Source organism: Amycolatopsis sp. VC5-11 (assembly GCF_037034185.1).
Classification (GTDB): Bacteria; Actinomycetota; Actinomycetes; order Mycobacteriales; family Pseudonocardiaceae; genus Amycolatopsis; species Amycolatopsis nivea.
Genome location: NZ_JBAGKF010000021.1, coordinates 1 through 25,052 on the forward strand (window position 1 = coordinate 1; position 25,052 = coordinate 25,052).

The window sequence follows — 25,052 nt, forward strand, 5'->3', positions numbered from 1 at the left end:
ACGACGGCCTGCTGGTGCGTGAATTAGGCCAGCGGCAGGGTGATGGTGAACGGCTGCGCAGCCGAAGATGACCCTGCCAGCGCGTGCGTGAACTAGGCCAACGGCAGCGTGATCGTAAATGCGGCCCCACCTTCGGGCGCCGGTCCGGCCGTGAGCGTCCCGCCCATCCGCGTCACCAGTCCGTGCGCCAGCGCGAGCCCGATGCCGGATCCGACCGGGCGGCTGTCGCGGTACCGCGCATTGAGCACGCCGCGCTCGAAAGCCACCGGGTAGTCCTCCGGCGCCAGCCCTGGCCCGCCGTCGCGGACCGACAGGTGGGCGTGGCCGTCCGCGACCGCCAGGGCGAACACCATCGGCGCACCCGCAGGCGTGACGCGCAGGGCGTTCTCCGCCAGCCCGTCCACGACCTGGTGCAGCCGCCGGGCGTCGGCGGTGACCATCGCGGCTCCCGGGGGCGTCTGGACGGTCAGCGGGACGTCCGAGCGCGCGCACCGCAGCTGCCACACCTCCGCGCAGTCCCGGACCAGCGCGGCGAAGTCGAAAACGTCCAGGTCGAGCTGGAATTCGTCGGCCCCGAGGCGGGCGAGTTCCAGCAGGTCGGACACAAGCCGCTCCAGGCGTTGGGCCTCGCGGTGGATCGTCTCGCCGGCGCGGCGGGCGTCCGGGCCTTCCGCGACTCCGTCGGCGATCGCCTCGGCGAAACCGGTCACCGCGGTCAACGGGGTGCGAAGTTCGTGCGACACCGACAGCAAGAACTCCCGTTGCCGGGATTCGCTGCGGGCCAGCGCGTCGGCGAGTTCGTTCAGCGAGCCCGCGACCTGCGCGACCTCCGCTGGGCCTTCGACCGGAACCCGGACGTCGCGCCGGCCCGCGCTCATGCTGCCCGCGGCGGCGGCCGCGCGGCGCAGGGGTCGGCCGAGCAAGCGACCGGAGACGTAGCCGGCGACGGCGGCGACCAAAAGCCCGATGCCCAGTGCCAGAAGGATGTTGCGCAGCAACGCATGTTGCGTGGATTCGGCGCTGCGCACCGGCTGCACGAGCGCGAACGCGACTTCCGGGCCGACCGGGCGCACTTCCACGAGGTAGTCGACACTGCCGATCGTGACCCGCGTCGAACGGTCCTTTCCGGACGTGAGGCCGGCCCGTTCCGCCGCGCGCACCGCCGTCGCCTGCCCGGAATTCTGGCCGCTGACCCGGTGCACGACGACCTCGATGCCCTGCCCCCGCACGACCGCCGCCACTTTGCCGATCGCGAGCCGGTTGCCGATGCTGGTGCCGTCGAGCTGCCCGGCGACGACGTCCGCCTGATCCCGCAACGACTGCTGCAGCACCGAATCGGCGGTGCTGCGGACCAGCCGGGACGCGACCAGCCCGGCCACGAGCACCGCGATCCCGGCAACTGCCAGGCATACCACGGTGATCCGGAGCGCGAGCGTGGTTTTCATCCGGCGTCCGCCGCGTAGCCGATGCCCCGGACTGTCCGAATCGGACTGTCGTCGCCGAGTTTTGCCCGCAGCTGCGCGACATGCACGTCGACCGTGCGGGTCCCGGCCGCCGCGGCGTAGCCCCAGACCGCGCTCAGCAGCTGATCGCGCGACAACACCTGACCGGGGTGGCGCAGCAGGTAAGCGAGCAGATCGAACTCCGTGGAGGTGAGCGTGACCTCCGCCTCGCCTGCCCAAGCGCGACGGCCGGGAACGTCGATGCGCACGCCGCCGCAAGCCAGTGTCGTGGCCGGACCGCCGGACGCGCGGCGCAGCACAGTCCGCACGCGGGCGGCGAGTTCGCGAGGGCTGAACGGTTTGGTGAGATAGTCGTCCGCGCCGATTTCGAGGCCCAGCAAGCGATCCAGCTCGTCGTCGCGGGCGGTCACGAACAGCACCGGCGTCCAGTCGCCCGCCGCGCGCAGCGCCCGGCAGATCTCGATGCCGTCCATTCCGGACAGTCCAATGTCGAGCACCACGGCGACCGGCCGCAGCCGGCGGATCGCCTCGAGCGCCTTCGCGCCGTCCGGCTCGACCTCCACCCCGAACCCGTCGCGCCGCAGGTACAGCGCGGCGAGCTCGGCGATCGCGGTCTCGTCCTCCACGACGAGGACGAGACCGCGGCCAGCTGACCCCATGCGGGCTCCCGTTCCTCCGGCCGGCTACGTCGGGGGAAACGGTACGCGGGTCACCGCTGCCCGTCGCCCGCCATGTCGGACTGGATCGAGTCCAGCGTGGACTGGATGCTGCTCAGGTCGCCGTCCGGCGCCGCCCCCGACGACGGCGCCGAACTGTCGTCGCACGCAACGCAGCCGAGCCCGACGACAGCGGCCGCGGCGGCGATCGCGATCAGCCGTTTCACTTCGGCGCCTGGCAGTGCGCCGCGGTGAACGCGTCGAGCTGCTTCGTCGCGTTCGCCAGCTCCCCGATCCGGCTCTGCCGCTTGTCCGCCCGCTTCTGCAGCCGGTCGGCCTGCGCGGTGTGCCCCTTCGTGCGGGCGTCGTTCGCGCGTGCCTTGAGATTCGCGACCGACCCGGAAACCTCCGGCCCGCCGTTGATCCGGTTGGTCAGGTTCTGGGCCTGTTTGTGCAGTTTCGGCACCCAGGCCGTGCACATCTGCTGCACCTCCTGCGGGCTCAGCGTGACCGGAGCCGGGGCCGGCGCCTGCGTGTCGGCGCTGGCGATCGGCGCGGCCACGAGCAGTCCGGCCGCGATCCCGCAGCCCGCCAGTGCCAGCCGCTTCGTTCCTCGCATCGTTCTCGTCCTCCTGCGTCGGTGTTCTGGAGACCACCGTCGCGCGCGGGTGTACGAGGGGTGTGGGACGAATGTTCGGGTTCGGTAAAGCCTGCCGGCCCGGGGGAGTGTTACTCTCTTGCGGAGAGTGAGGAGGCCGCCGTGCTCGGAAACCCGTACGACCGCGACTGCCCGACGCGCCAGCTGCTCGACCGCATCGGCGACCAGTGGACGGTGCTGATCGTCGGCGCCCTGACCGACGGCCCGCTGCGGTTCACCGAGATCGGCAAGCGCGTCGACGGGATCTCGCAGAAGGTCCTCACTCAGACCCTGCGCAGCCTGGTCCGCGACGGCATCCTGATCCGCACCGCGTACCCGGTGATCCCGCCGAAGGTCGAGTACGAGCTCACCCAGCTGGGCCGCAACCTCGCCGAACCGCTGGACCTGCTGGACCGCTGGGCCCGCCAGAACATGGACCAGGTGACGGCCGCGCGAGCGGCTTACGACGCGGAGAACGCCGCTACTGCTTCGTGAGCGGCTGGCCGCTCACGAGGGCTGCCGAAGCAAGTTCGTCAACGCATGCGCTTCCTTGAGCAGCAACGCCCCCAGTTCGCCCCGCCGTTCCGCCCGGAACCGCGACTCCACCCCGGTCAGCGTCAACGCCCACGCGGGCTCCCCGGTGGGCGTGAACACCGCCGCGGCCATCCCCCAGCTTCCTTCGACCACCAGTCCGGGGTTGGTCGAGTACCCGTCCTCCCGCGTCCGCGCGACCCGGGCCCGCACGTCCTCCGCCCGGTGCGCCGGGCCCCATTCGGCCGTCAGGTCCACTGTGGACAGATACTCCTCGACCTCCCGGTCCGGCAGCATCGACAGCACCACCAGCCCCGCCGACACCACGCCCAGCGGGAACCGGGCGCCCTCGTACAGGACGAACGACCGGATCGGGAAGTCGCCGTCCTCGCGCAGCAGGCAGACCGTCTCGTTGCCGCGGCGCGCGGAGAAGAACGCGCTCTCCCCGGTCGCCGCGGCCAGCCGGTGGACGCTCGCGCGCGCCTGCTGCGTCACGTCGTAGCGCGGGGCGGCCGCCTCGCCCAGCAGGTACAACTCCGGGCCCAGGTACCAGCGGCCGGATTGCCGGTCGCGGTCGACGTAGCCCTCGGCGGCCAGCGACGCGAGCAGCCGGTGCACCGTCGGCCGGGCGAGGCCGCACTGGCGCGCCAACTGCGAGGTCGACGCTCCGTCGCGGAAGGCGGACAATGCGCGCAGGACCGCGGACACCCGTCCTACGACGTGGTCGGGAGGCGAGGGGGGCACGGGAACGAGGGTACGTCCGCTCAGTGGACGCATCGGGCGCGGGTGTTCGGTGCGCGAGAGGTTTGCCGGGGATCCCGGCGTGTCGGTTGACCCGTTTCCCCTGCGCTGGGTGGAATGCGGGGACTGACCACTCACCGAACGAAGTGGAGAGGATGCCGTGCCGACGAAGTACCGCAGCGCCGCGGAGGCCCTCGACGGGCTGCTCGAGGACGGGCTGACGATCGCGGTCGGGGGCTTCGGCCTCACCGGGAACCCGAACGACCTCATCGAGGCGGTCCGGGACTCGGGCGTGCGCGATCTGACGATCGTCTCGAACAACATGGGAGTCGACGGGGCCGGGCTCGGCATTCTGCTCGACAACCGGCAGGTGCGCCGGGTGATCGCGTCGTACGTGGGCGAGAACAAGCTGTTCGCGCAGCAGTACCTCGACGGGACCGTCGAGGTCGAGTTCACCCCGCAGGGGACGCTCGCCGAGCGGATGCGGGCAGGCGGCGCGGGGATCCCGGCGTTCTACACCAAGTCCGGCGTCGGCACGCCGATCGCCGAGGGCAAGCCGCACGCCGAGTTCGACGGCGTCACCTACGTGCAGGAGCGCGGCATCGTCGCGGACCTTTCGCTGGTGCACGCGTACGTCGCGGACCCGGCCGGGAACCTGATCTACCGGTACGCCTCGCGGAACTTCAACCCGCTCGTCGCGACCTGCGGCAAGGTGACCGTCGCCGAGGCCGAGCAGGTTTCGGACGAGTACCTGGATCCGGAGCGGATCACGACGCCGGGAATTTACGTGCAGCGGCTGATTCAGGCGACTGCGCGGGAAAAGCAGATCGAAAAGCGGACCGTGCGCGTGCGTGAGGAGGCGTCGGCGTGAGCTGGACTCGGGACGACATGGCCACGATCGGGGCTCGCGAACTGCGGGACGGCGATTACGTGAACCTCGGGATCGGGATTCCGACCCAGGTGGCGAACCACATTCCGGACGGCGTGCAGGTGACGTTGCACAGCGAGAACGGGATTCTCGGACTGGGGCCGTTCCCCTGGGAAGGCGAGGAAGACCCCGACCTGGTGAACGCGGGCAAGCAGACGGTCACGTTGCAGCCCGGGGCCAGCCTGTTCGACTCCGCGGAGTCGTTCGCGATGATCCGCGGCGGGCACATCGACCTGGCGCTGCTCGGGGCGCTGCAGGTCGGCGCCAACGGCGACCTGGCCAACTGGACGGTGCCCGGCGCGCTGGTCAAGGGGATGGGCGGGGCGATGGATCTCGTCGCCGGGGCTCGCCGGGTGGTGATCATCACCGATCACACCGCCAAGGACGGGACGCCGAAGATCGTCGAGAAGTGCACGCTGCCGTTGACCGGGGCCGGAGTGGTGAACCGGATCATCACCAATCTGGCGGTGCTGGACGTTACCGACGACGGGCTGAAGCTGGTGGAGCTGGCGCCGGGGGTTTCTCTTGACGAGGTGCGGGAGAAGACTGGGGCTCCGATCGCGGAGTAGCTGCGGTTGGGCACCCCGAAGCTTGATTGTGACGACGGCGCGGGGGTGCTGGTCAAGGCGGGAAAGATGCCTTGACCAGCACCCCCGCGCCGCGTTTCGGCTTCGTATCGGGGCGCGGGGGAGGGTGGGTGCGTTGGTGGGTTGGGTGCACTGGCCGCGGTTGGGGGGCGGGGCTAGCGCCCCAATGTGGCATTGGGTGCGTGAGACGCACCGAATGCCACATTGGGTGCGTCAGATGCACCCAATGTGGCATTGGGGACGTACGTGAGGGGCCCCTGACGGAATCTGATTCCCTCAGGGGCCCCTCACGTACGTTGCGCTGGTTACTGAGCGGGAAGGATGCGCCCCCGGACCTCGCCGAAGCCCAGTTTCGCGCCGCTGCCCGTGGTGGCGGCGCCGGTGATCGCGACCTCGTCCCCGTCCTGGAGGAAGGTGCGGGATTCGCCCTTGACGGTCAGCGGATCCCGGCCGCCCCAGGAGAGTTCCAGGAACGAGCCGCGTTCCGCCGGGTCCGCGCCGGAGATCGTGCCCGAGCCGTAGAGGTCGCCGGTGCGGGCCGAGGCGCCGTTGACGGTCAGGTGGGCCAGCATCTGGGCCGGGGACCAGTACATCTCGCGGTACGGCGGGCGCGCCACCTCCTGGCCGTTCCACTCCACGGCGAGCGTGATGTCCAAGCCCCACGGCGACGATTCCCGCAGGTAGGGCAGGGGTTCCGGCGAGGTCTGCCCGGGCAGCGGCACCCGGGCCTCGGCCAGCGCCAGCACCGGGACCACCCACGGCGAGATCGACGTCGCGAAGCTCTTGCCCAGATTCGGGCCCAGCGGCACGTACTCCCAGGCCTGGATGTCGCGGGCCGACCAGTCGTTCAGCAGGACCGCGCCGAAAACGTGGCGAGGGAAGTCGTCCGGCGAGATCGGGGTGTTGGCCGGAGTGCCCGCGCCGACGATGAAGCCCAGTTCCGCTTCGATGTCCAGGCGGGTGCTCGGGCCGAAGACCGGGCCGTCCTCGCCCTTGCGCTGGCCGCTCGGGCGGACCACGTCGGTGCCGGACACGTAGACCGTTCCGGAGCGGCCGTGGTAGCCGACCGGGAGGTGTTTCCAGTTGGGCAGCAACGGTTCCGCGTCCGGACGGAACAGCCGGCCGACGTTCGACGCGTGGTGTTCCGAGGCGTAGAAGTCCACGTAATCGGCGACGTCGATGGGCAGGTGCAGCTTGACGTCGGCGACCGCGTGCACGGCTTCGGCGGGCACCTCGCCGGTCACGAGCGTCTGCAGCCGCGTGCGGACCTCGACCCAGCGGTCGTAACCCTGTGCCATGAAGGCGTTCAGCGTCGGCTCGGCGAACACCTCGTCGCCGAGGGCGATCGACAGGTCCAGCACGTGCTCGCCCACGCGCACGCCCACCCGGGGACTGCCGCCGCCTGCCGAGAAGACGCCGTACGGCAGGTTTTCGACGCCGAAGGGGGAGCCGGCGGGAATGTCGAGCACGGTCATGCGGGGGCTCCGATCAGGCCTAGGTCTGTCAGTTCGGTGAGCGGGTCGGTGATGCTGCAGGTCCCGAACGAGGTGAACTTAGCGCGCGCCGCCGCCAGGCGTTCCGGGGCCAGCGCGCGGATCCGGTCGGCGACCGCGGCACCGTCGCGTTCGGCAAGCAGGGCAACGACTTCCGCGTCGTCGGTGCCGCGGTCGACCGCATCGGCGGCGAGCAAGAGGTTCAGGAAACCGTGCTGTTCGAAACCGGTGGTCGGGTCGGTGTTGCGGATCGCATGGTGCAGGCCCGCGGTCGCCTTGAACGGCACGCCCGCCTCGGCGGTCGCGCGGATCGCGGCGGCGAGCTCGGCTTCGTCCGGGTAGTACTCGGCCGACGTCCCGCCGGTGCGGAACTTCGCCTTGTGCGGAGTGCCGGAAAGCGCCCGCAGCAACGGAACCCGGCGTTCGTCGCGCGGGATCTCCACGGCGACCGGCACCGGGCAACCGTCCACTGCGGACAGAAACTCATCGACAGCCATTCCTTGCGGCACCGCGATTTCCAGCGATTCGACCGACACCGGGAGCCCGTCGACCGCCTTGAGCACGTCGGCGATCCCGCCCGGCCCGGCGGGCAGCGTCACGGTGAGCGGCAACGGGGTTTCGCGGCCTGCGACGACTTCAGCCAGTTCCGCCAAGCCGGACGCGGCGACGACCAGCGGGCCGACCATCGCGGCGTACGGCGAAGCGGTGTGCCGGTCGTGGGCGGCGACGGCGTCCGGCAGCGGCGCGAGGCCGGGCGGGAAGACCGCCGCGTCGTCCAGGAGGCCGCGGGTCAGTGCGTCGGTCACGACTGCGGTCCCCGTCCTGCCCAGGTCCAGGCGTAGCCGGGGTCGTCGCTCGCGTGGCCGCCCTCGCCGATCTCCAGCGGGCGGAACGTGTCGACCATGACCGCCAGCTCGTCGAAGAACTCCGCGCCGAGCGAGCGTTCCACCGCGCCCGGCTGCGGGCCGTGGCTGTGGCCGCCGGGGTGCAGGCTGATCGAGCCCTGGCCGATGCCGGATCCCTTGCGCGCCTCGTAGTTCCCGCCGCAGTAGAACATCACCTCGTCGGAGTCCACATTGGAGTGGTAGTACGGCACCGGGATCGAGAGCGGGTGGTAGTCGACCTTGCGCGGGACGAAGTTGCAGATGACGAAGTTGTTGCCCTCGAACACCTGGTGCACGGGCGGCGGCTGGTGCACGCGGCCGGTGATGGGCTCGAAGTCGGAGACGTTGAACGTGTACGGGTAGAGGCAGCCGTCCCAGCCGACCACGTCGAACGGGTGCGTCGGGTACACGTAACGGGTGCCGACGACGCCGCGCGAGCCGCGGTGCTTCACCAGCACCTCGACGTCGGTGCCTTCGACGACCAGCGGTTCGGCCGGGCCGTGCAGGTCGCGCTCGCAGTAGGGCGCGTGCTCCAGCAACTGGCCGTAGCGCGACAGGTAGCGCTTCGGTGGCGCGATGTGCGAGTTCGCCTCGATCACATAGGCGCGCAACGGTTCCGGCCCCTTCGGCACCCAGCGGTGCGTGGTGGCGCGGGGGAGGATCACGTAGTCGCCGGTGCGGGCGGGCAGCGCGCCGAACACCGTCTCGACGACCGCTTCGCCGGACTCGACGTACACGCATTCGTCGCCGATCGCGTTGCGGTACAACGGAGAAGCCTCGCCGGCGGCGACGTAGGAGATCCGCACGTCGCCGTTGCCGAGCACGAGCCGCCGGTTGTTCACGACGTCCGCGCTCTTCCACTCCTGGCCGGGGAACAGCGTGTGCAGCTTGAGGTGCAGCGGCTTGAGCGGCCGGTTCTCGGTGAGCGTCTGGTCCGGCAGTTCCCACGGCGTCGCGTCGACGATCGCGGACGGGATGCCGCGGTGGTACAGCAGCGACGAGTCCGACGAGAAGCCCTCCTCGCCCATCAGCTCCTCGGAGTAGAGCCCGCCTTCGGGCGTGCGGTGCTGGGTGTGCCGCTTAGGCGGGATGCTGCCCGCGCTGCGGTAGTAGGCCATGGGTCGCCTCCTCGGCGCGAAGTAATCAAAGTATGTACTACTTTCCGACCAGCCTAGTCCCCGAGTTGGACCAGGGGAAGGGCTAGCGGCGGGTCGCGAAGCCCGCCCGGCCGGAGATGAGCTTGTCGAGCAGCATCACCAGCACGCGCTGCTCGGCCTCGGTGAGCACCTCGACCCACCCGGCCTCGCGTTCGTTCTGCGCCTCGAACACCTCGAGCATCTCGGCGTGCCCGGCCTCGGTGAGCGAAAGCCGCACCGAACGGCCGTCCGTCTCGCCGGGCGTCCGGGTCAGCAAACCCTCGCTGACCAGGGTTTTCGCGAGATTCGAGACCGCCGCCCGGCTCATGCCGGTGAGCCGCGCGGCGGCCGACGGTTCGAGCGGCCCGGCGAGCCACACGACGAACAGCACCCGGAACGCCGACCACGACCGCCCGCGCGGCCGGTGCACGGCGGATTCGAGGTCGTAGGTGACCAGGTTGGATGCCCGGTTCAACGTCAGCAGCACCTCAGTCGCCAGCTGGTGGCGGAACCCGAACTCGTCGGCCAGCCTGCGGTTGGCCAGCGCGATGAACGACCAGAAGTCGAGCGAGTCCGGGTCCGGCGGCGCGGCGGGGTCCTGCATGGACAGCACTGTAACCGCGCCGCCGGGATAATCAAACTCGAAACTACTTCACCGGACGAGCCAGGCGGGCGCCCGCGTCGCGCGGCACTTTCAGGAACGCCAGCATCGCCGCGGCGACGACCAGGCAGCCGATCGGGAAGTACAGCCCGATCGTCACGTCGCTCTCGGTCGCCGCGAGCCCGATCGCGTACGGCCCGAAGAACCCGCCGAGCGCGGCGATCGAGTTGATCGCGGCCAGGCCGACCGCCGTGTGCTCCTTCGACAGCACGCGCGCGGCCATCGCCCAGTACGGCGCGAGGTAGCCGAGCACGCCGATCGCCGCCAGCGAGAGGCTGATCAGCGACAACGCCGGCACGGTCTTGAACTGGATCGCGCCGAAGAACCCGATCGCCGCGACCAGCACGGTGGCGATCACGTGGCCCTTGCGCTCGCCGGTGCGGTCGGAGTTGCGGGCGAGCAGCAGCATGCCGACCGCGCCGACGACGTACGGGATCGCGCCGAGCAGGCCGATGTTGGTGGAGGAGTACTTCGGGTCGAGCTGCTTCACGATCAGCGGCAGGAAGAACGTGAGCCCGTACAGGCCGCAGGCGATGAAGAGGTTGGAAATCGCCAGCAGCAGGACCTTGCCGTCGCGCACCGCGCGCAGCTGGCCGAGGAACGTCTCCTTCTCCTCCGGCACGTACTCGCGGTCGATCTCGGCCTGCAGCCAGGAGCTTTCCTCGGCGGTCAGGAACTTGGCGTCGGCGGGCTTGTTCGGCAGGTAGAAGAAGGTCAGCAGGCCGATCAGCACCGCGGGCGCGCCCTGCAGGATGAACACCCACTGCCAGCTGCTCATCCCGAACCAGTGCACGTGGTCGAGGATCCAGCCGCCGAACAGGCTGCCGAGGATCAGCGCGATCGGCTGCGCGAGCGCGAGCGTCGCGATGGCCCGGCCGCGTTCCTTGCCGCGGAACCAGAAGGTCAAGTACAGCAGCAGCCCGGGGAACAGGCCCGCCTCGGCGATGCCGAGCAGGATCCGCGCGATCATCAGGTGCGTCACGCTCGCGACGAACCCGGTCAGCACGGTCACGATGCCCCAGCTGACCGCGATCCGGCTGAGCCACAGCCGGGCCCCGACCTTCTTCATGATCATGTTGCTGGGCACCTCGAACACCACGTAGGCGAGGAAGAAGATCGCCGACGCGACGCCGAAGGTCGCGGCCGTGATGGTGAGCTCTTTGGCCATGCCGAGCTGGGCGTAGCCGATGTTCGCCCGGTCCATGTAGTTGAAGATGTAGAGCAGCAGGACGATCGGCATGACGCGGACGCCGACCTTGCGGACGGTTCGTCTGGCCAGCGGGGAGTCCGCCGTGGTGGCGGCTGCGGCGGGGACGGACATGGGGTTCTCCTCGACGGTGAGCAGTAACTCTGAAGGATCAGGCGGCGGAGCGGCCGGCGATGCGGCCCATGGTGACGGCGTTGGCGACCGCGTTGCCGCCGCCGACGTAGCGGAAGCCGAGCACTCCGGCCCCGGCCTCGCCCGCGGCGAACAGCCCGGGCACGCGGTCGCCGCGGACATCGAGTACCGCGGCACTGGAGTCGATCTCCAGCCCGGCGTGCGTGCAGACCAGTTCGGCGGGCAGGGTGCGCGCGGCGAAGAACGGTCCGGTGGCGATTTTCGCGGGCGGTTCGGCCGCGCCCTTGGCGGACAGCGTTTCGTGCCGCAGGAACTCCGGGTCCTCGCCGGTGGGGAGCTGGACGTTCCATCTGTCCACAGTGGCCCGGAGAGCGTCGGCGGGCACGTTCATCTTGCCCGCCAATTCCTCCAGCGTGTCGGCGCGCAGGGTGCGGCCAGCGTCCGCTTCGGACAGTACGTAGTCGGCGTTCCAATGCGCGTAGCCCGGCGGGAGGTCGCGGCGCGCTCGGTCGTCGAAGACCATCCACACTGGACCGTCCTGCGCGGAGATGATGCCGCTGGACACCGCGTACGACGCGTCCTCGTCCATGAACCGGCGGCCGTGCGCGTTCACCAGCACGCGCGAGCGCGGCGGGAAACCGGACTGCCAGTGGTGCAGGCGCTGGAAGTACGCGGTCGGCAGCAGCAGCCCCCAGCCTTCGCCGGTGATCGAGGCGGACACCTGCTCGCCGAACGCGAAGTGGTCGCCTCGGGAGCCGGGCGCGGCGACGACGAACAGATCCTCGCCTGCCGCGTCGGCGTCCGGGTAATACCGCGAGCGCAGGGCGGGGTCCTGGGCGAACCCGCCGCTGGTCACGATCACCGAGTTCGCGCGGACCTCGATGCCGTCGGCGACTACACCGGCGACCCGGCCGTCCTCCACGAGCAGTCGTTCGACCCGGGTGTTCAACACCGCTTCAGCACCGGCCTTGCGACGCGCGCGGTCGAGCACCTGGACGAGGCCGTAACCCTGGTCCTTCGGCACATGCCCGCGCCAGACGTCCTCGACGCCCGCGCGCGTCAATCCCGGGGTGTGCGCGTCGTGCGACACCTTCGCCGGGATTTCCGCGCCGAGCCCGATCAGCCACTCGACCGCGGGACCGGCCTCGCGGCAGAAAGTCTTGAGCAGTCCGGGTTTCAGCTGCCACTGGTTGAGGTCGAGGTAGTGCTGGAAGAACCGTTCCGGCGTGTCCTCGATGCCCAGTGCACTTTGGACACTCGTGCCCGCGGCGGTGAGCATGCCCGCGGACAGCTGGGTCGAGCCGCCGAGTTCCTTCTCCGACTCGAACAGCATCACCGAGGCCCCGTGCTCGGCAGCGGACACCGCCGCGGCGAGGCCCGCGCCGCCACCGCCGATCACTACGACGTCAGCGTCGACGCTCATCCGAGATCACCTCCGGTTTCGGCGAGAATGCGATGGTAGAGACCGTTGGAGACGAGACCGCCGTCCACGGTGACCTCGCTTCCGGTCAAGTAGGTGGACCGGTCCGAGAGCAGGAACAGCACCGTGTCGGTGATTTCCCGGGGGTCGGCCATCCTTCCGGCGGGCACACTGTCCACAGCGGACTTGACGAACGCGTCCGCGCCCGCCAGCAGCCCGGTGTCGACCAGTCCCGGGTGGACGGAGTTGACCCGGATCCGCCACTTCGCGAAATTGCCCGCGGCGGACTTCGACAGTCCGGTCAACCCCCATTTGCTCGCCGAGTAGGCGGGGGAGAAGTAGCCGATCTGGCCGGAGACCGACGAGATGTTCACGATCGAACCGCCGCCCGAATCGCGCATCAGCGGGGCGGCCGCGCGCATCCCGTGGAACGGCCCGGACAGGTTCACCGCCAGCACCCGGTCCCACACCTCGGCGGTGGTGTCCTGGAATTCCAGCCGCCGCGAGATCCCGGCGTTGTTCACGAGCCCGCCGAGCGAACCGTGCTCGGCGCGGATCCGGTCGAGCATGCGAGTCCACTGTGCCGGCTCGACGACGTCCATGGTGTACGGAGTCGCCGCACCGCCGGCCGCGCGGATCTCGTCCGCGATTTCGTCCGCACCAGCGAAATCCGCGACGCAGACGTGCACGCCGCGTTCGCCGAGCGCACGGGCGTGCTGCGCGCCCATCCCGTTCGCCGCGCCCGTCACGAGCACGACGTCCGGGTAGCGCACGGCTTCGGTGGCGTCAGACATGCCGGGAGCCGCCGTCGACCGCGAGGCTGTGCCCGGTGACGTACCGCGAGCTGTCCGAAAGCAGGAACAGCAGCACGCCGCACACCTCTTCGGGCGAGCCGATCCGGTGCAGCGGCACCGCGTCGAGCGCCTTCGCCAGCGCGGGCGCGTCGTCCTGGATCCAGCGGGTCATTTCGGTGTCGATGTAGCCCGGGGCGATGGCATTGACCCGGATGCCCTGGTCGCCGAGTTCCACCGCGAGCGATTCGGTGAGGTGCGCGACCGCGGCCTTCGAGCTGCAGTACGCCGCGCGGCCCTTGCGCACGCGGACCGCGGACACCGACGCCATGTTGACGATCGCGCTGCCCGGTTCCATCCGCGCGGCCGCGGCCTGCGCGCCGAACAGCACGCCCTCGACGTTCACCGAAAGCGTCGAGCGGATCTGCTCCGGGGTGATGTCCGGAACCTCGGCGTACGGGAAGATCCCGGCGTTGTTGACCCAGAAGTCGATGCGGCCGAACTCGTCGATCGCGCGCTGGGCGAGCGCGACGTGGTCCTCGGCGCGGGTGACGTCCACAGCGGACGCGACGATCCGGCCCGGCTTGTCCTCAATGGACTCGGCAGCGAGCGCGACGGTGAGGTCGTCGGCGGTGGCGGTCATCGCGGCGGCGTCGAGATCGCCGCCCACCACGTGCACCCCGCGCGTGGCGAGACCGGCGGCGAAGCGCGCGCCCATGCCGCGGGCCGCGCCAGTGACCACGGCGACCTTGCCCGGCATCTCCGGGTAGCGCGCGGTCGCGGGCTGGTGCAGCACCCGGCCGGGGCCGGTGGGCTCGAGAGTGGTCATCTGGGTTTTCTCCTCGTTGTTTCTCAGGGCTCGCGGTGCACGGTGCGGCGGCGCACGCGCCAGCCTTCCGCGGTGCGCACGAGTTCGTCCTCCAGCACGGTGAGCCGGTGCAGTCGCGGGGAACCGCCTTCCGGGGTCCCGACGATCTGCAGATAGGCGAGCGCTCGCAGGGCGTCCTCGGACTGTCCTAACTGGACCTCCACGGTGGACACCACGTGCCGCAGCCGTTCGCCGGATTCGACGCACCCGGTGTGGAACCGCTCGGCGAACGCGGTCAGCGCGGCCGTGCCCGCGGCGGGTTCCGGGTAGCTGGGCGAGACGAACTCCCCGTCCGGGGTGAACGTGGCGGCCCAGCGCGCGGCCTGCCCGGAGTCGATGGCGTGGCTCTGGCGGCCGTAGAGCTGATGCACCGCCAGCACGTCCTCGACGGGGACTTCACTCATGTCCGAACCTCGATCCGCGGGGTGGTTGCCTCGAACGGCAAACGTGCTATATTCGCACGCACCGTGCGATATGTAGGAACAGTAGGTCGCCGGACAAGCTGTCGTCAAGGGAGTCGTGTGTCCGAATCGGGGACGTCGAAGACGCTGAGCCACGGGCTTCAGGTGCTGGAGCTGCTGGTGGAGCACCCGCAGGGGCTCACGATGACCGAGATCGCCGACGGGATCGGCGTGCACCGCACGGTCGCGCACCGGCTGGTCCGCACGCTGGAGGCGCACCACCTCTGCCGGCGCGACCGGTTCAAGCGGATCTCGCTCGGCACCGGCCTCGTGCGCCTGGCCGAGCCGGTGGAACAGGACCTGCGCACGCTCGCGCGCCCGGTGCTGGAGGAGCTTTCGGACGCCGGCCGCGCGTCGGCGCACCTGGTGGTCCGCGAGAACGCCGAGCAGGTGCGGATGCTGATGATCGTGGAACCGCGGCAGGCGCGGATGCACGTGTCGTTCCGCAGCGGCCAGCTGGACCCGATCGGCCGCGGCTCGGCCGGGCTCGCACTGCTCGCGGCGGAACCGCCGGTCGAGGGCGAACGCGAGGAGATCACCCGCGCCCGGTCACGCGGTTACGCGGTGTCGGTGGGGGAGATCGCGCCGGGGATCACCGGGATCTCGGCGGTGGTGCCGACCGGCCGGGACGCACCGGGCACGAGCATCGGGCTGTCTCTGTTCGAAGCTCCGGACCCGGACGAACTGGGCCGGTTGGTGGTGGCTTCAGCGCAGCGGCTGGGCTCGATGCTGAAGTAATTAACGACCGACGAGCCCGGCTTCGTGGGCGAGCAGCCCGGCCTGGGTCCGGTTGGTGCAGCCGAGTTTCACGAGCATTCGTGACACGTAGCTCTTCACCGTCGCCTCCGCCAGGTGCAGCCGCCCGGCGATGTCCGCATTGGACAGTCCTTCTCCCAGGCATGCCAACACATCCCGCTCCCGCTCCGTCAACCCGGCAGTGCGGCGGCGGGCTTCGTCATCCCGACGATGGCCGTCCGACGACAGCGCGACCAACCGGCGTGCGGCTGATGGCGACAGCACGGTGTGCCCGTCCGCCGCGACGCGAACGAGGCCGATCAGGTCCTCCGGCGGCGTCGACTTCACCAGGAACCCGGCCGCGCCCGCGCGGAGCGCCCGGATGACGTAGGTGTCCGCGTCGAACGTCGTCAGCGCGACGACCGCGGGCGGATCCGGCAGCGCGCAGATCCGCTCGATCGCGGCGAGCCCGTCCACGCCGGGCATCCGCAGGTCCATCAGCACCACCGCGGGCCGGTGCCGGACCACTTCCTCGACCGCCTCGGCGCCGTCCCGCGCCTGTGCGACTACCTCGATGTCGCCGGCCGAACCGAGGATCGTGCGCAGGTGCGCGCACACCATCGGCTCGTCGTCGGCCACCACGACCGTGATCACCGGGCAGCACCTTCCGTGGTCGGGACGTAGGCGGGCAGTATCGCACCGATCTTGAACCCGCCGCCGGGCACCGGGCCCGCCTCGAAAGTCCCGCCGACGAGTTCGACCCGCTGGCGCAGCCCGCTCAGCCCCGCGCCGGAGCCGCTCCCCGCGAGCGCCGCGTCCGGCGGCCGGGTCGCGCGGGTGTTGGCGACGGCCACGTCCAGCCCGCCCGGGTGATAGCGCAGCGAAACCGTCGCCGAGCAGCCCGGCGCGTGCTTGCGGATGTTGGTCAGCGCCTCCTGCACCACCCGGTACGCGGTGCGCGCGACGGTCGGCGACACCGAGGTCCGGTCGCCGGTCACGGAAAGCTCGGTCGCGATCCCGACCGCCACCGATTCGGCCACCAGATCCGCCACCTCGCCCGGCAGCGGCGGATTCGGCACCGGCGGTTCGATTCCGGTGCCGTTGCGCAGCACGCCGACCAGGTCGCGCAGTTCGTCGAGCGCGTGCGCCCCCTCGCGGCGGATGTCCTCGGCGGCCGACTTCACCGACGGATCCGGCGACGTCACGCCGAGCGCGCCCGCGTGCAGCACCATCAGGCTCAACCGGTGCGTGACGACGTCGTGCATCTCGCTCGCCAGCCGTCGCCGCTCCGCCGCCAGCGCCTGTTCGGCGAGCAGATGCTGCTCGCGTTCCGCGCGCTCAGCCCGGTCGCGCAAGGAACTCAGCAGCTGCCGCCGCGCCTCGAAATACAGCGAGATCGCCACCGGCAGCGCGGTGCTCAGCAGTCCGAACGGCGTGGTGTTCCAAGCCGGATTCCACGGTCGCGTCGCCAGCAGGGCCAGGAACCCGGCGATCCACAGCAGCCGCCGCCGGTCCAGTTGCCGCACGAGCTGCGCCAGCACGATCGGCGTGATCGTGGGGACGGTCATCAGCGTCGGCTGGCGGACGGGCACGAGCAGGCCGGGGGAGAAGAGGTCGGACGCCAGCATCGCCAGCGAGGCCACGATCAGCAGGCCGGCGACGCCGTTCGGGAAGCGCGCCAGGAGCAGCAGGGACGCGTCGCAGACGAGTTCCAGCACGAGCGTCGCGTACGGCCCGAGAAAGCCGGTGGCAGGCCCGGCGGCGAGGAAAAGCCCGAAGTCGAGGCAGGCGAACACCAGCGCGGTGCCGGCCAGCCAGAACCAGTCGGTCGACCGCGGCCAGGGACGGCACGTGCTGGTCACCCGGCCACGGTATCCGGTCGCCTGCCCGGCCGCGCCGGATCCGCATCGCCCGGGTGGCGGGTTACCGCCGAAAGTTGCGGCTCGATCGGAAGCGATCCACTTTCGTCGCTGCGGGCAGCTACCGAGCACGCTTACGCCGCACCCGCCCGGCGCGGTGGACTCGACGCCATGACGAGCGAAGGAATCCCGCGGTTCGCCCGGCTGCCGGTGCTGGCGGTCGCGGCGGGTGCCGTCGCGCTGCTGGCGGCGACGAGCACCCGGTACGCGCACGGCTTCGACGAGCTGTACTTCCTCGTGGCCGGTCGAGATCATCTGGCCTGGGGGTATTTCGACCAGCCGCCGCTCGTCCCGCTGCTGGCCGGCACGCTCGACCAGTGGTTCCCCGGTTCGCTGGTCGCGCTGCGGCTGCCGATGGCGCTCGCGGCCGGCGCCGGGGTGATCGTGACCGCGCTGACTGCTCGCGAACTCGGCGGCGGTCGCGGAGCGCAGGCGATGGCGGCCGGGGCGTACGCGACTTCGGGGCTGATCATCATCAGCCACTGGGTCGCCACCTACGCCTTGGACCCGTTCTTCTGGACGCTCGTGGTGTTCCTCCTGGTGCGCTGGACCCGGACCCGGCGCGACGGCCTGCTCGTGTGGGCCGGAGTGGTCACCGCGGTGTCGCTGCAGACGAAATTCCTGATCCCCGCGCTGTGGGGCGCGGTGCTGGTGTCCGCGCTCGTCTTCGGGCCGCGCAACCTGGTGTCCCGGCCGAAACTGTGGCTGGGCGCGCTGATCGCCGTCGTGGCGACCCTGCCGACGTTCCTCTGGCAAGCCACGCACGGCTGGGCCTACGCCCGGATGGGCGAGGTCGTCGCGGCCGAATTCCCCGGCTACCTCACCTTCGCGCGCGACGGCTTGCTCGGGGCCGGAATGGGAATCGGCGTGCTGGCTCTGCTGTACGGGACGTGGCGGCTGTTCCGTTCGCCGGACCTGGTGCCGTACCGGTACCTCGCGGTGGCGTTGCTGCTGGTCGTGGCGGTGATCATCGGAACGCACGGCCGCTCGTATTACTTGATGAGCCTGTATTCGCTGCCGTTCGCCGCGGCCGCGACGGAGCTTTCGCGGCGAAATCTGGTGCGCTGGTGGAAGATCCCGGTCGGAATCGTGTTCACGCTTTCGGCCGCGGTCACCATTGCCGGGCTGCCGGTATGGCCAGCTTCGATGAAAGCCACCTCGTTTGGCCCGTTTCCGCTCGGCACTGTATTCGCGGCCGGGGAGACCGCGCAGCAGCAGTTGGCGGACGGGGTCGGGCAGGCGTATCGATCCCTGCCCGAGCCGGTGCGCCGGGAAACCGCCGTATATGGGGAAATCTACCCCTTCGCCGCGGCCGTGGAGTACTACGGCCCGCGGTACGGAATCAAGAATGTCTACAGTGGACACCGAGGATACTGGTACTTCGACCGGCCGCCGGATTCCGCGCGCAACGTGCTTTTCGCGGGCTTCGACCCGGCGTTGCTGCGGCCGTACTTCTCTTCGGTGACTGAAGTGGTGCCCGGGCTGATGTGGCTGTACACCGGGCGAAAGCAATCCTGGGAAACGATCTGGCCAGAGGTGAAGAAACAATGAGCGACTCCTTGCCCGCGCGAGCGTATTTCCTCGCCTGCGACCCGGACGGCGGCCCGGTCTCCCGCCGCTCCAACGCGGCCCTGCTGGTCCGCGCGGCCGCGGTGACCGACCTGGTGCTGCGCGGCAACCTCCGTGATCAGCGCGGCCACGCCGAACCGACCGCCGCCGCCCCGACCGGCGACCTCCTGCTCGACGACCTGCTCGCCGACCTCCGCACGCACAGCCCCGCGTCGTGGCGCGCATTGCTGCGCCGCGGCAGGAACGACACGTTGCAGTCGCTGGAAACGCAACTCTCCGCGGCGGGTCTGCTCGAAGAGGGCAGCAGTTCGATCCTGCATCGCAAGGTCTTGGTGTCCGCCGACCCGGCGCGGGTACGCGACGCGCACGCACAGCTCGACCACGCTTTGACCGCGCCGCTGTCCGAAGTGGACGCTTCCGCCGCGGCGCTGGCGTCCCTCGCCGCTGCGTCCGGAGCCGGGATGTCCCGCTCGGACGCGCGTCGCCACGCGGACCGGCTGAAGGAGTTGGAGAAGCTCGCGGGACCAGTGCTTCCGGCATTGCGAAAGGCGGTCGCGGGTCGCCGGGCGGCCCGGATCGCGGCGTTCTCCGGCGGTTCCGGCGGCTGACCGACAGTTCGGCCGCCGCCGAAGCGTGGACGTCGTACCGTGGCGGACATGACCTCCTTCGCCGCGTTGCACGTCCCGGGCCGTCCGCTGTTGCTGCCGAACGTCTGGGAGTTCGGCTTCGCCGCCGCCCTCGCCGCCGCGGGACACCCGGCGGTCGGCACCACCAGCCTCGGCGTCTCGGCCGCCGCCGGGCTCGCCGACGGGGCCCCGGAATCCCGCGCAGCGACCGTCGCGCTGGCGAAATCGCTGGCACCGCTGGACATCCTGGTCAGCGTCGACCTCGCCGACGGCTTCAGCACCGATCCCGAGGAAGTAGCGGACCTCGTCGCGGAACTCGCCGACGCGGGAGTAGTCGGCATCAACCTGGAAGACGGCCGAGCCGACGCGCTCGCTCCGATCGTCGTCCAGGCCGCGCTGCTGGCCAAGGTGCGCGAACGCGTCCCGGGCATGTTCCTCAACGCCCGCACCGACACGCATTGGCTCGACGTCGGCCCGGTCGCGGACGCCATCACCCGGGTCCGCGCGTACGCCGACGCCGGTGCGGACTGCGTCTTCGTCCCCGGCCTGCACGAGCCAGCGGACGTGGCGGAGCTCGTCGAAGCGGTCGAGGTGCCGGTGAACCTCCTGCACCTGCCCGGGAAAGCCACTTTCTCCGAATTGGCCTCCCTCGGCGTGGCGCGGGTCAGTCTCGGCTCAACTCCCTACCGGGTAGCACTTTCCGCCGCACTGTCCACAGTAGACGCAGCGTGGGAAGGGACCGAACTGCCGATGAAGCCGCCTTCGTACGGCGAAATCACCGCATTGCTCCCGTAATCTGGGGGACATGATCTTCGGAGGAAACACCGACTTCGCTGTCCCCGCCGGATACCTCAACACCCCCAGCATCGGAATCCCGCCGACCCCGGTCGCCGACGCGGTCGAGGCCGCGGTCAGCCGGTGGCGCACCGGCAAGGACACCCCGTCGGACTTCGACGAGGCGGTCTCCCGCTCCCGCGCCGGATTCGCGCGGCTCGCCGGGGTCCCGGCGGACCGGGTGGCGATCGGCGCGTCGGTGTCGCAGCTGGCGGCGAACGTCGCGGGCGGACTGGCCCCGGACGCCCGCGTCCTGGTCGCCGAGGGCGAGTTCACCAGCGTGACGTTCCCGTTCGCGCAGCGGGCGAACGTCACCGAAGCGCCGCTCGCCAAGCTGGCGCAGCACGTCGAAGGCCACGACCTCGTCGCGGTCAGCCTCGCGCAGTCCGCCGACGGCGCGCTCCTCGACACCGCCGCGCTGCGGGCCGCCTCCGAAGCCGCGGGCGTGCCGGTCATGATCGACGTCACGCAAGCCGCGGGCTGGCTGCCGCTGGACGTCGCGTGGGCGGACTGGATCGTCTGCGCGGGCTACAAATGGCTGTTCTCGCCACGCGGGTGCGCCTGGCTCGCGGTGCACCCGCGGGCGCACGAACGGACCCGCCCGGTCGCCGCGAACTGGTACGCCGGCGACGATCCGTGGTCCTCGGTATACGGAATGCCACTGCGCCTGGCCGGAAACGCGCGCGGATTCGACCTTTCGCCGGTGTGGCTGTCGCACGTCGGCGCCGCGGAAGCGTTCGACTACTTCGCGTCACTGGACCTCGCCGCGGTGCGCGACCACAACGCCGGACTGGCCGATTCCCTGCGCACCGCGGCCGGGCTGGAGCCGCAGGGGAGCGCGATCGTGGCGCTGGAAGCCGATCCCGCGCGGATCGCCGAAGCCGGAATCGTCGCGAGCGTCCGCAACGGGCGGGTACGGGTCGGTTTCCACCTCTACAACGGCCCTGACGACGTCGAACGCGTGCTGGACGCCCTGGGCGCAGCGTCTGGCTGAAGGCCGTACGGGCGGTGAACTACGGTGTTCGCGTGTCCCATCCGCACTTCACCCCCGGACCCTCGGACACGGCCCCGATCCCGGCCGTGCCCGCGCAGCCGGGTCCGCCGCCCGGGCCGTCGCGCAACCGCGCCCTCCTGCTGCGCGGCGCCGGGCTCGTGGCGATCGCCGTCGTGGCCGGGCTCGTCTGGTACCTGATCCGGCACGACAGCACGCCGGACGAGCCGGTCGCCGAACCCCCGGCGACCACGGCGAAGCCCGCGTTCGACTACAAACTGGCCGAAGGCCCGGTCAAGGCGACCGACTGCGCCGCCAACGCGTACTCGGGCGCGAAGAAGTTCTTCCAGGACAACCAGTGCAAGTCCTTGGCGCGGGCGCTGTACACGGTGCAGTCCGGGGACGCGAAGGCGCTGGTGTCGGTGGTGCTGGTGACGATGCCGGACGCGGCGAAGGCGACCGAGCTGAAACAGCTCACCGACCGCGACGGCACCGGCAACGTGAGCGACCTGGTCCGCGACGGCACCTTCCACGACACCGACGCCCCGAAACTGAGCGGCAACGAGGCGGAGTACGAGTCGAAGGCCACCGGAGCCGAGGTGACGATCGTGCTGACCGACTTCTACTACGGCCACCACGACAAGCAGCTGCTCAACCGGATCGCGAAGAACGCGTTGAAGCTGTCCGGGAAGCTCCGCTGAGCTTCCCGTGAAGCGCGCAGGCTCGGGTTCGGCCCGGCCTGCGCGCTTGTGCTAGGAGGGCTGCCCGGGGAGGGCAACGGCAGCAGGCTTCAGGCCCGCCTCCTGCCGCCAGGGCATCCCACGCCGAGCCGCCGCGATCACCGCCTGCAAAGCCATCCCGCGCAGCCCCGAATCGTCGGTATGCGTAAGCACGGCAAGCCAAGCCGCCGCCGTGTCCGCCTCCGCGCTCGCCACCAGCGCAGCCGCCGAAGCGGTGTCGGTAACCGGCTTAGGCGGCACGTACGCCGCTTCAGGAGCCACCGGCGTCGCCGACACCGACGTGATCATCTGCGTGACCACGTCCCGCCGCGCGGTGTGTTCCGCGCGCCCGGCCTTCACCGCTTCCCCGAAATCACCCGGCAGGAACGCCGTCACCAACCCGTACACCCACAGCGACGCGTGCTCGGCCGCCAGCGCCTTCTGCAGCGGATCCACCGCTTCCTTCGGCACCGACGACGGCGCGGCCGCGGCCTTCGCGTCGGCCCCCGGTCCGAGTTCCGGCGCGACCCGCTGCAGCCCGGCGCAGCCGGCGGCCACCGACGCGACGAGCCCGGCCCGGTACGCAGGCAGCGCGGGCACCAGGTCCTCCGCCTGCTTGCGCGCGGCGGCGAGCCGGTCCTTGAACCCGGCGAGATCAGCCGGCGCGGCGGGGACGTCCGCCGCCTTCTTCGGCCGGTTCAGCCGGTCCACCTCGGTCTTCAGCGCGGCCGCCTGCGCGGCTCTGGCGTCGGCGACCTGTCCGGCCGCGTCGCCGCCCGCGGGCAGCTTCCTGGCCGCGGCGGCGTCCGCCTCGGCCGTCGCCAGCAGCGGGGCCAGGGGATCGGGGGCGTCGTCGTAGCCGCCGGAGCAGGCGGCGAGCGGCACAGCCGCGGCGACAGTGGCGCTCAGCGCGCCCAGACGCAGCACGGCGCGCCGGGAAAGGTCTGCGGTCACGTCGGCCCATCCTGCCAGGCCGCCCGGGTGCGCCGCCGCTCGCGCGTCTTCGCGGGGGCGCAGGATAAGCTTGACCTTCACCGACCAACAGGCCGAACAGGAGTGCTCCACGTGCCCAACGAACTCGCCAGCCGGCTGGAGCCGATCGTGGCCGAAGCCGTCACGACCGCGGGTTTCGACCTCGACTCGCTCGAGGTGCAGCAAGCCGGAAGGCGACAGCTGGTGAAGGTGGTCGTCGACTCCGACGACGGCGTCGGCCTGGACGAGGTCGCCGAGGTCAGCCGCACCGTCTCGGCCGCACTCGACGAGAACGAGCACGTGCTGGCGAGCGCCTACACGCTCGAGGTCACCTCGCCCGGCCTCGACCGGCCGCTCACCCAGCGCCGGCACTGGCGGCGCGCCCGGTTCCGCCTCGTCAAGATCACGCCCGTCGAGGGTTCGGCCTACCTCGGCCGCGTCGGCCACGCGGGCGAGAAGAGCGTGCGCGTGCTCGCCGACGGCCGGATCAAGGACGTGCACTACCAGTCCGTCGCGAAGGCCGTGGTGGAAGTCGAATTCAAGCAACCGCCCGCCGAAGACCTGAAAACCCTGACCGCGGACGAGAACGAGAAGAAGGAGGAGTCGAAGTGAACGTGGACATCGCCGCGCTGCGGGCGATCGAACGGGACAAGGACATCCCCTTCGACACGGTCATCGAGGCCATCGAGACCGCGCTGCTCACCGCGTACAAGCACACCGAGGGCCACCAGCCGCACGCCCGCATCGACATCGACCGCAAGACCGGCCTCGTCCGCGTCCTCGCGCACACCCTCACGTCCGAGGGCGAGGTCGACGAGGAATGGGACGACACGCCCGAGGGCTTCGGCCGGATCGCCGCCACCACCGCGCGCCAGGTCATCCTGCAGCGGCTGCGCGACGCCGAGCACGAGAAGACCTACGGCGAGTTCTCCGCCAAGGAGGGCGAGATCGTGGCCGGGGTGGTGCAGCGCGACGCGCGCGCCAACGCCCGCGGCATGGTCGTGATCCAGGTCGGCGACACCGAGGGCGTGCTGCCGCAGGCCGAACAGGTCGCGGGGGAGTCCTACGAGCACGGCACCCGGATCAAGGCGTTCGTGTTCGGGGTGTCGCGCAGCAACCGCGGCCCGCAGATCATGCTGTCGCGCTCGCACCCGAACCTGGTGCGCAAGCTGTTCGCGCTGGAGGTCCCGGAGATCGCCGACGGCACCGTCGAGATCGCCGCGGTCGCCCGCGAACCGGGGCACCGGTCGAAGATCGCGGTGCGCTCCACCATCCCGGGCGTCAACGCCAAGGGCGCCTGCATCGGCCCGATGGGCGCGCGCGTGCGCAACGTGATGAGCGAGCTGGCCGGCGAGAAGATCGACATCATCGACTGGTCCGACGACCCGGCCAGGTTCGTCGGGAATGCATTGTCGCCGGCGAAGGTTGTTTCGGTACGTGTCGTGGACGAGCGCGCCAAGACGGCGAGGGTCGTCGTGCCGGACTTCCAGCTGTCGCTGGCGATCGGCAAGGAGGGCCAGAACGCCCGCCTCGCCGCCCGGCTCACCGGCTGGCGGATCGACATCCGCAGCGACGCGGCCCCCGCCGAGCCGGCCGGTCCGGCGCAGGGTGAGCAAGACCACGCCGGCCAGGCGCGGCCCGCCGCGGCGACCGGTTCGGCCGACTGAAGGTGCAGGCGCTAGACTCGACAACGGTTCAAGTCCCGCGAAGGGCCACTGGGGACACCCCCGACCTCCCGCGTCACCGGCACTCGCCGGTGCGCACGTGTGTCGGCTGCCGGAAACGGGACTTGACCGGCGAACTGCTGCGCGTGGTCGCGGCGGACGGGCGGCTGGTCGTCGACGAACGTCGGCGGCTGCCGGGACGGGGTGCGTGGCTGCACCCGGGACCGGGCTGCCTGGCCAAAGCCGAGCGGAAGCGGGCGTTCCCCCGGGCTCTCCGGGCCCAGGGCGCGCTCGAGGCCGCGGGACTGCACCGCCACGCGGCGTTCGCCGAGGACAACGACGCCGGGACGCTCCCGGGGTCGCGGGAAACAAGGAAGCAGGTCGACCCGTCATGAGTCAGCCGTGAAGCTGAAGCCATGAACGCGCG

29 protein-coding genes are annotated in these 25,052 nt (G+C 70.8%); 12 read left to right on the forward strand and 17 right to left on the reverse strand.

Features of this window, described 5'->3' with window-relative positions; all coding sequences use genetic code 11:
* Positions 1-92: 92 nt before the first annotated feature.
* The 4 genes from WA670_RS38445 to WA670_RS38460 are packed head-to-tail and all read right to left on the reverse strand — an operon-like array spanning position 93 to position 2,738.
* Positions 93-1,445: a sensor histidine kinase gene (locus tag WA670_RS38445; protein WP_037812586.1), complete on the reverse strand. Its 1,353-nt coding sequence runs from the start codon at positions 1,443-1,445 to the stop codon at positions 93-95.
* Complete coding sequence (locus tag WA670_RS38450) at positions 1,442-2,122, reverse strand: response regulator transcription factor (RefSeq protein ID WP_037812584.1); 681 nt, start codon at positions 2,120-2,122, stop codon at positions 1,442-1,444. The genes WA670_RS38445 and WA670_RS38450 overlap by 4 nt, the downstream gene beginning before the upstream one ends.
* A 50-nt stretch (positions 2,123-2,172) precedes the next feature.
* Positions 2,173-2,346 carry a hypothetical protein gene (locus WA670_RS38455; RefSeq protein ID WP_167754226.1) on the reverse strand — a complete coding sequence of 58 codons (174 nt, stop codon included), beginning with the start codon at positions 2,344-2,346 and terminating at the stop codon, positions 2,173-2,175.
* A complete protein-coding gene (locus tag WA670_RS38460; protein WP_037812583.1) occupies positions 2,343-2,738 on the reverse strand; it encodes a hypothetical protein in 396 nt (131 codons plus the stop codon). Before WA670_RS38460 ends, WA670_RS38455 begins: the two co-directional genes overlap by 4 nt.
* Before the next feature lie 141 nt (positions 2,739-2,879).
* On the opposite strand from WA670_RS38460, the gene WA670_RS38465 reads away from it, so the two are divergent.
* Positions 2,880-3,251, forward strand: a complete 372-nt coding sequence (locus tag WA670_RS38465) for a winged helix-turn-helix transcriptional regulator (RefSeq protein WP_037812581.1) — start codon at positions 2,880-2,882, stop codon at positions 3,249-3,251.
* A gap of 12 nt (positions 3,252-3,263) precedes the next feature.
* On the opposite strand, the gene WA670_RS38470 is transcribed toward WA670_RS38465, so the two are convergent.
* Positions 3,264-4,031, reverse strand: coding sequence for an IclR family transcriptional regulator (locus WA670_RS38470; RefSeq protein WP_336161091.1), 768 nt, complete (start codon positions 4,029-4,031; stop codon positions 3,264-3,266).
* 157 nt (positions 4,032-4,188) lie between these two features.
* Here WA670_RS38470 and WA670_RS38475 point away from each other — a divergent pair, with 157 nt between their 5' ends.
* Both WA670_RS38475 and WA670_RS38480 read left to right on the forward strand, forming a co-directional pair.
* Positions 4,189-4,899 carry a CoA transferase subunit A gene (locus WA670_RS38475; protein ID WP_037812574.1) on the forward strand — a complete coding sequence of 237 codons (711 nt, stop codon included), beginning with the start codon at positions 4,189-4,191 and terminating at the stop codon, positions 4,897-4,899.
* Entirely contained in the window at positions 4,896-5,525 is a 630-nt protein-coding gene (locus tag WA670_RS38480) for a CoA transferase subunit B (protein WP_134730614.1), read from the forward strand. The genes WA670_RS38475 and WA670_RS38480 overlap by 4 nt, the downstream gene beginning before the upstream one ends.
* Before the next feature lie 323 nt (positions 5,526-5,848).
* Here the strand turns inward: WA670_RS38480 and fahA are convergent, their stop codons facing one another.
* The 9 genes from fahA to WA670_RS38525 all read right to left on the reverse strand — a co-directional run bounded on the left by fahA (position 5,849) and on the right by WA670_RS38525 (position 14,539).
* Positions 5,849-7,018, reverse strand: a complete 1,170-nt coding sequence (gene fahA / locus WA670_RS38485) for a fumarylacetoacetase (protein WP_336161092.1) — start codon at positions 7,016-7,018, stop codon at positions 5,849-5,851.
* Complete coding sequence (locus WA670_RS38490) at positions 7,015-7,872, reverse strand: hypothetical protein (RefSeq protein ID WP_336161129.1); 858 nt, start codon at positions 7,870-7,872, stop codon at positions 7,015-7,017. Before WA670_RS38490 ends, fahA begins: the two co-directional genes overlap by 4 nt.
* Positions 7,839-9,038, reverse strand: a complete 1,200-nt coding sequence (locus tag WA670_RS38495) for a homogentisate 1,2-dioxygenase (RefSeq protein ID WP_043830279.1) — start codon at positions 9,036-9,038, stop codon at positions 7,839-7,841. The genes WA670_RS38490 and WA670_RS38495 overlap by 34 nt, the downstream gene beginning before the upstream one ends.
* An 82-nt stretch (positions 9,039-9,120) precedes the next feature.
* On the reverse strand, positions 9,121-9,660 hold the full coding sequence (locus tag WA670_RS38500; protein ID WP_037812827.1) for a MarR family winged helix-turn-helix transcriptional regulator: 540 nt from the start codon (positions 9,658-9,660) through the stop codon (positions 9,121-9,123).
* A 43-nt stretch (positions 9,661-9,703) separates the two neighbouring features.
* Positions 9,704-11,038, reverse strand: a complete 1,335-nt coding sequence (locus tag WA670_RS38505; RefSeq protein WP_037812558.1) for an MFS transporter — start codon at positions 11,036-11,038, stop codon at positions 9,704-9,706.
* Positions 11,039-11,075: 37 nt separating this feature from the next.
* Positions 11,076-12,479 carry an FAD-dependent oxidoreductase gene (locus WA670_RS38510; protein WP_336161093.1) on the reverse strand — a complete coding sequence of 468 codons (1,404 nt, stop codon included), beginning with the start codon at positions 12,477-12,479 and terminating at the stop codon, positions 11,076-11,078.
* Positions 12,476-13,270, reverse strand: a complete 795-nt coding sequence (locus WA670_RS38515; protein ID WP_336161094.1) for an SDR family NAD(P)-dependent oxidoreductase — start codon at positions 13,268-13,270, stop codon at positions 12,476-12,478. The genes WA670_RS38510 and WA670_RS38515 overlap by 4 nt, the downstream gene beginning before the upstream one ends.
* Positions 13,263-14,096 (reverse strand): SDR family NAD(P)-dependent oxidoreductase, encoded by an 834-nt coding sequence (locus WA670_RS38520; protein ID WP_037812551.1) that lies wholly within the window; start codon positions 14,094-14,096, stop codon positions 13,263-13,265. The genes WA670_RS38515 and WA670_RS38520 overlap by 8 nt, the downstream gene beginning before the upstream one ends.
* 23 nt (positions 14,097-14,119) lie before the next feature.
* Positions 14,120-14,539: a nuclear transport factor 2 family protein gene (locus tag WA670_RS38525; protein ID WP_336161095.1), complete on the reverse strand. Its 420-nt coding sequence runs from the start codon at positions 14,537-14,539 to the stop codon at positions 14,120-14,122.
* 117 nt (positions 14,540-14,656) lie between these two features.
* On the opposite strand from WA670_RS38525, the gene WA670_RS38530 reads away from it, so the two are divergent.
* Positions 14,657-15,334, forward strand: coding sequence for an IclR family transcriptional regulator (locus tag WA670_RS38530; protein ID WP_037812547.1), 678 nt, complete (start codon positions 14,657-14,659; stop codon positions 15,332-15,334).
* On the opposite strand, the gene WA670_RS38535 is transcribed toward WA670_RS38530, so the two are convergent.
* Complete coding sequence (locus WA670_RS38535) at positions 15,335-15,985, reverse strand: response regulator (RefSeq protein WP_134666707.1); 651 nt, start codon at positions 15,983-15,985, stop codon at positions 15,335-15,337.
* Positions 15,982-17,193: a sensor histidine kinase gene (locus WA670_RS38540; protein ID WP_134666705.1), complete on the reverse strand. Its 1,212-nt coding sequence runs from the start codon at positions 17,191-17,193 to the stop codon at positions 15,982-15,984. Before WA670_RS38540 ends, WA670_RS38535 begins: the two co-directional genes overlap by 4 nt.
* Positions 17,194-17,361: 168 nt before the next feature.
* Here WA670_RS38540 and WA670_RS38545 point away from each other — a divergent pair, with 168 nt between their 5' ends.
* The 5 genes from WA670_RS38545 to WA670_RS38565 are packed head-to-tail and all read left to right on the forward strand — an operon-like array spanning position 17,362 to position 21,971.
* Complete coding sequence (locus tag WA670_RS38545) at positions 17,362-18,801, forward strand: ArnT family glycosyltransferase (RefSeq protein WP_336161096.1); 1,440 nt, start codon at positions 17,362-17,364, stop codon at positions 18,799-18,801.
* Positions 18,798-19,427, forward strand: coding sequence for a GPP34 family phosphoprotein (locus WA670_RS38550; protein ID WP_336161097.1), 630 nt, complete (start codon positions 18,798-18,800; stop codon positions 19,425-19,427). The genes WA670_RS38545 and WA670_RS38550 overlap by 4 nt, the downstream gene beginning before the upstream one ends.
* A 48-nt stretch (positions 19,428-19,475) precedes the next feature.
* Positions 19,476-20,240 (forward strand): isocitrate lyase/PEP mutase family protein, encoded by a 765-nt coding sequence (locus tag WA670_RS38555; protein WP_336161098.1) that lies wholly within the window; start codon positions 19,476-19,478, stop codon positions 20,238-20,240.
* A gap of 10 nt (positions 20,241-20,250) precedes the next feature.
* On the forward strand, positions 20,251-21,273 hold the full coding sequence (locus WA670_RS38560) for an aminotransferase class V-fold PLP-dependent enzyme (RefSeq protein ID WP_275294337.1): 1,023 nt from the start codon (positions 20,251-20,253) through the stop codon (positions 21,271-21,273).
* 32 nt (positions 21,274-21,305) lie between these two features.
* On the forward strand, positions 21,306-21,971 hold the full coding sequence (locus tag WA670_RS38565) for a hypothetical protein (protein ID WP_107051038.1): 666 nt from the start codon (positions 21,306-21,308) through the stop codon (positions 21,969-21,971).
* Positions 21,972-22,022: 51 nt separating this feature from the next.
* On the opposite strand, the gene WA670_RS38570 is transcribed toward WA670_RS38565, so the two are convergent.
* On the reverse strand, positions 22,023-22,943 hold the full coding sequence (locus WA670_RS38570) for a ferritin-like domain-containing protein (protein ID WP_043830290.1): 921 nt from the start codon (positions 22,941-22,943) through the stop codon (positions 22,023-22,025).
* Positions 22,944-23,054: 111 nt separating this feature from the next.
* On the opposite strand from WA670_RS38570, the gene rimP reads away from it, so the two are divergent.
* The 3 genes from rimP to WA670_RS38585 all read left to right on the forward strand — a co-directional run bounded on the left by rimP (position 23,055) and on the right by WA670_RS38585 (position 25,020).
* On the forward strand, positions 23,055-23,573 hold the full coding sequence (gene rimP / locus WA670_RS38575) for a ribosome maturation factor RimP (RefSeq protein ID WP_037812539.1): 519 nt from the start codon (positions 23,055-23,057) through the stop codon (positions 23,571-23,573).
* Positions 23,570-24,628, forward strand: coding sequence for a transcription termination factor NusA (gene nusA, locus WA670_RS38580; RefSeq protein ID WP_037812537.1), 1,059 nt, complete (start codon positions 23,570-23,572; stop codon positions 24,626-24,628). The genes rimP and nusA overlap by 4 nt, the downstream gene beginning before the upstream one ends.
* A gap of 89 nt (positions 24,629-24,717) precedes the next feature.
* Complete coding sequence (locus WA670_RS38585) at positions 24,718-25,020, forward strand: YlxR family protein (protein ID WP_238605427.1); 303 nt, start codon at positions 24,718-24,720, stop codon at positions 25,018-25,020.
* Positions 25,021-25,052 lie beyond the last annotated feature (32 nt).